The sequence below is a fragment of the Barnesiella sp. CU968 genome (assembly GCF_905219685.1).
GTDB classification, from domain to species: domain Bacteria; phylum Bacteroidota; class Bacteroidia; order Bacteroidales; family Muribaculaceae; genus Lepagella; species Lepagella muris_A.
The window spans coordinates 1-3,831 of sequence record NZ_CAJMXD010000293.1 but is presented as its reverse complement, the minus strand read 5'-3'; the positions used below and the strand labels follow the sequence as shown (position 1 = coordinate 3,831).

Here is a 3,831-nt window from a genome sequence, read left to right as displayed (position 1 = left end):
CCTGTATACAAAAGATCTTGAAAAAAGGCACATAGAGCCATGGCTAAGAGGCATAATACGTTCGCAAGGGAGTGTAATGGGAGAAACAGCATACGACAGGATTCTCGATTTCGCTACCGAGTGGGAATGTAAAGACGGCAAAGCACTGTTTATTGGAGTATCCACATTCACCACCTCCGACCGTGGAAAATACAAATCAAACATTGTAGCTCCACAAGAGAACATCGTCTCCTTTATACTGCAACAGATAGACATACATGGCAAAGGCAACAACCTATCCGAAATAATCAAGAGACAATCACTCTTGCTTGAAAACTATGTGGCTCCGTTTTATGACGGACCTCTCGGAATTGACATGCTCGTGACAAGCGAACGCAACATACACCCTTGTGTTGAAATCAACCTCCGTGACACAATGGGACGTGTTGCCATTGATATCCAGCAGCGCATAATATCTGAAGACGCGACCGAACTGGAAATCGGATTCCTGAGACGCCTTACGTCAGGAGGGATATTCTCCCCTATGCACCTTTTGTCAACCCTGCGAGATATAGAAAGCAACTGATTATGAAAATAAATATTGTAGGTCGCGGTAATGTCGCGACACATCTCAGTCTGGCTCTGGAAAATAAAGCTGAAGTGATTCGGGTCAATCCCCGTTCTCTTGAAGAATATTCACTTGATGCCGACATCACGCTTATAGCTGTTTCAGACAATGCCATAAGGGAAGTGGCGGAATCTCTACCGGTTTCCCGTGCAATCATAGCTCACACATCAGGATCGACTCCTATCGGCATACTTGACTGCCGACAGGAAAAAACCGGAGTGTTTTATCCTTTACAGACATTCACCAAGGGAATTTCTCTTGACTATTCGGAGATACCGCTTTTCATAGAAGCCAGCGACAAGGAAACTGAAACCAAGCTGAAGAATCTCGCACACCTTTTCAGCAACAATGTGGCGACAGCTGACTCATCAAAAAGAAAGGTTCTGCACGTGGCTTCTGTATTTGCCTGCAATTTTACAAATCATCTGTGGTGCATTGCCGATGAACTCCTGAAGGAACAAGGAATGAGTTTCGCGACAATCAGACCATTGCTTAAAGAGACTCTCAGAAAAACCGGGAATATATCCCCGTTCGATTCGCAGACCGGTCCTGCCGTGCGACGCGACAGCAAGACATTAGACTCTCACCTGTTATTTTTAAAAGAGAAACATGCTGATCTCGCTGAAATCTATGACAAGCTGAGTGCATCAATTATATCAACCCATAAAAAAGACAACTGAAATGAGCGGTATCAATTATGATCTGACGAAAATCAGAGGTTTCGCTTTTGACGTAGACGGAGTGCTATCGCCCTCCGTCATACCTATGTCTGAGAACGGAGAACCTCTGAGAATGGCAAACATAAAAGACGGCTATGCTCTCCAGCTGGCTGCCAAACTCGGCTATAAACTTGCGATAATAACCGGAGGAAACACAATTGCAGTTAAAAACAGATATGAGGCACTCGGTTTTAAGGACATATTTCTGAAAGCATCCCATAAACTTGAAATATTCCTGAAGTGGATGGAAGACAACGGACTTGAGACAGATGAAGTCATTTATTTCGGCGATGATATACCGGATCTGAAATGCATGCGGATAGCCGGACTGCCCTGCGCACCACGCGATGCCGCATGGGAAGCGAGGGAAACTGCATTATATGTATCCAGGTTCGACGGGGGCTATGGTTGCGTTCGCGATGTGGTGGAACAAGTGCTCAAAGCAAAGGGCGAATGGCTCTCTGACGCCCATGCTTTCGGTTGGTAATATAAGAGTTTGTTAAACAAGCTCTAATTTTTAGTAAGTATCATGCTTGAAAATCTTGAAAAATATCATATTCTCCTTGCAAGCAAATCTCCTCGACGCAGAGAATTATTGTCAGATTTAAGAATACCCTTCAGTCCAATCAGTCTTGGAGGTATTGATGAATCATATCCTGAAGATATGCCTAAAACTGAAGTTCCTCAATACATAGCCAATAAAAAGGCTGACGCATATCTCGAAAATATAAGTGGCAATGAAATGATAATTACAGCCGATACTTTGGTCATTAAAGATGAGAAAGTTTATGGCAAACCTAAAAACTGTTCAGAGGCCGTGCAAATGTTAAAGGAACTTTCAGGAAAAGTCCACACGGTCATCACAGGTGTCTGCATACTCACTGCTGATCGACGAACTTCTTTCACTTCAGAAACAGAGGTCAAATTTGCAGAACTATCTGAAGAAGACATAACCTATTATGTGCAGAACTATCTCCCTCTTGACAAAGCCGGTGCCTATGGCATACAGGAGTGGATTGGCTGCATTGCAGTGGAATGGATAAACGGTAGTTTCTACAACGTCATGGGACTTCCCGTCCACCGACTATACCAAGAACTCAAACTCTTCTGAACAGCTACATAAACTAAATTACCAAATCATAATCCTCTGCCAAAATATTTTGTAAACATACGGTGAAGCACGTGTTTCACCATATGTTTACAAATAATGGAAGGCATCGAATTAATTCGATGCCTTCCATTATTTTGTCCTTTACAATTATACAGGAAAGGAATTTTACATTTCCGGTGAAACAGCCGGAATTTCGTTTGAGGTAGCAAGTGAACCGGGAACTTCATAGCGGTATTTAGCCTCCCAACCGAGAGCGGATGCTCCAAGAACGGCTGCATCGCTTTCTTTCAATTCAGAAAGGAGGATTTTTGCTTTACCCCTGAAGATGGGAAGAACATTCTTATCGTAAGCTTCCTTAAGTGGCTTCATCAACAAGTCCCCGCTCTTTGTCAAACCACCGAACAGCACAAAAGCCTGCGGACTTGAGAAAGCCGTCATATCTGCCATTGCTTCACCAAGAATCTTACCTGTAAACTCAAAGATATCTTTAGCGATCTTGTCGCCTGCAATAGCGGCATCATAGACATCTTTCGAAGTGATTTCCTCGATATCAATGTTACGGAGCAGCGACGGCTCTGTCCGCACTTCAAGAAATTCGCGTGCAGTGCGCGCGACTCCGGTAGCAGAACAATATGCCTCAAGACAACCAGTGCGACCACAGCCACAGACACGACCGTTATTACGCTTCATGATTACATGCCCCAGCTCACCGGCAAAGCCATCATGACCATATACGAGCTGACCATTGATCACTATGCCCGAACCTACACCTGTACCAAGTGTTATCATGATGAAATCTTTCATTCCTCGCGCCGCGCCATATGTCATCTCTCCGAGTGCGGCAGCATTGGCATCATTGGTCACAGCCACAGGGATTCCATTGAATGCCTTGCTTACAGTCTCCGCCAAAGGCACGACCGGTCCCCACGGAAGGTTGGGAGCCTTCACAATCTCCCCTGTATAATAGTTCCCGTTCGGCGCGCCGATGCCGATTCCCTTAATCTTGTCTACCGCATCATTAGCTTCAAGAAGTCGCGTCACCGCCTGATGCAGGTCAGCGATGTAATCTTCGAATTTCGCATGTTTTTTTGTTTTGACCGAATCGCTTGCGATTACCTGACCGCGGGCATCAACAATACCGAAAACGGTATTTGTGCCACCCATATCCATACCTATCACATAGGGCTTGCTCATATCTTATAATTTAGTGTTAATATTAGATCTTAAGTTGCTTCATGACAACGTCTTGATAAAACAAGACATGAATCTTTCGGCAAATATTCATATTCTATGCAAATATACGACAAAAAAATAATAACACTGGCGTCTCTTAAAATCTGTTAATGCGAAATTGTTAAACTCTGTATTCATGTTGGTTACGCGATTTTCTGGCC

The 3,831-nt window shown here is 44.1% G+C and carries 4 protein-coding genes and 1 pseudogene; 4 read left to right on the top strand and 1 reads right to left on the bottom strand.

Features of this window, described 5'->3' with window-relative positions; translation table 11 throughout:
* The 4 genes and pseudogenes from JX312_RS10455 to JX312_RS10440 form a co-directional block, all read left to right on the top strand.
* Nucleotides 1-565 (top strand): annotated as a pseudogene (locus tag JX312_RS10455) (hypothetical protein); the annotation flags it as partial.
* Between the two features lie 2 nt (nt 566-567).
* Nucleotides 568-1,287, top strand: coding sequence for a Rossmann-like and DUF2520 domain-containing protein (locus JX312_RS10450; protein ID WP_124029714.1), 720 nt, complete (start codon nt 568-570; stop codon nt 1,285-1,287).
* 1 nt (nt 1,288) lies between these two features.
* Complete coding sequence (locus JX312_RS10445) at nt 1,289-1,813, top strand: HAD family hydrolase (RefSeq protein WP_123406350.1); 525 nt, start codon at nt 1,289-1,291, stop codon at nt 1,811-1,813.
* A 42-nt stretch (nt 1,814-1,855) separates the two neighbouring features.
* Nucleotides 1,856-2,437, top strand: coding sequence for a Maf family nucleotide pyrophosphatase (locus JX312_RS10440; RefSeq protein ID WP_124029713.1), 582 nt, complete (start codon nt 1,856-1,858; stop codon nt 2,435-2,437).
* A gap of 165 nt (nt 2,438-2,602) precedes the next feature.
* On the opposite strand, the gene JX312_RS10435 is transcribed toward JX312_RS10440, so the two are convergent.
* Nucleotides 2,603-3,631, bottom strand: coding sequence for an ROK family protein (locus tag JX312_RS10435; RefSeq protein WP_124029712.1), 1,029 nt, complete (start codon nt 3,629-3,631; stop codon nt 2,603-2,605).
* Between the last annotated feature and the right edge of the window lie 200 nt (nt 3,632-3,831).

Coding starts and splice junctions, on each gene's coding strand:
- JX312_RS10450 (WP_124029714.1), top strand. CDS start 568: ATGAAAATAAATATTGTAGGTCGCGGTAATGTCGCGACACATCTCAGT.
- JX312_RS10435 (WP_124029712.1), bottom strand. CDS start 3,631: ATGAGCAAGCCCTATGTGATAGGTATGGATATGGGTGGCACAAATACC.
- JX312_RS10445 (WP_123406350.1), top strand. CDS start 1,289: ATGAGCGGTATCAATTATGATCTGACGAAAATCAGAGGTTTCGCTTTT.
- JX312_RS10440 (WP_124029713.1), top strand. CDS start 1,856: ATGCTTGAAAATCTTGAAAAATATCATATTCTCCTTGCAAGCAAATCT.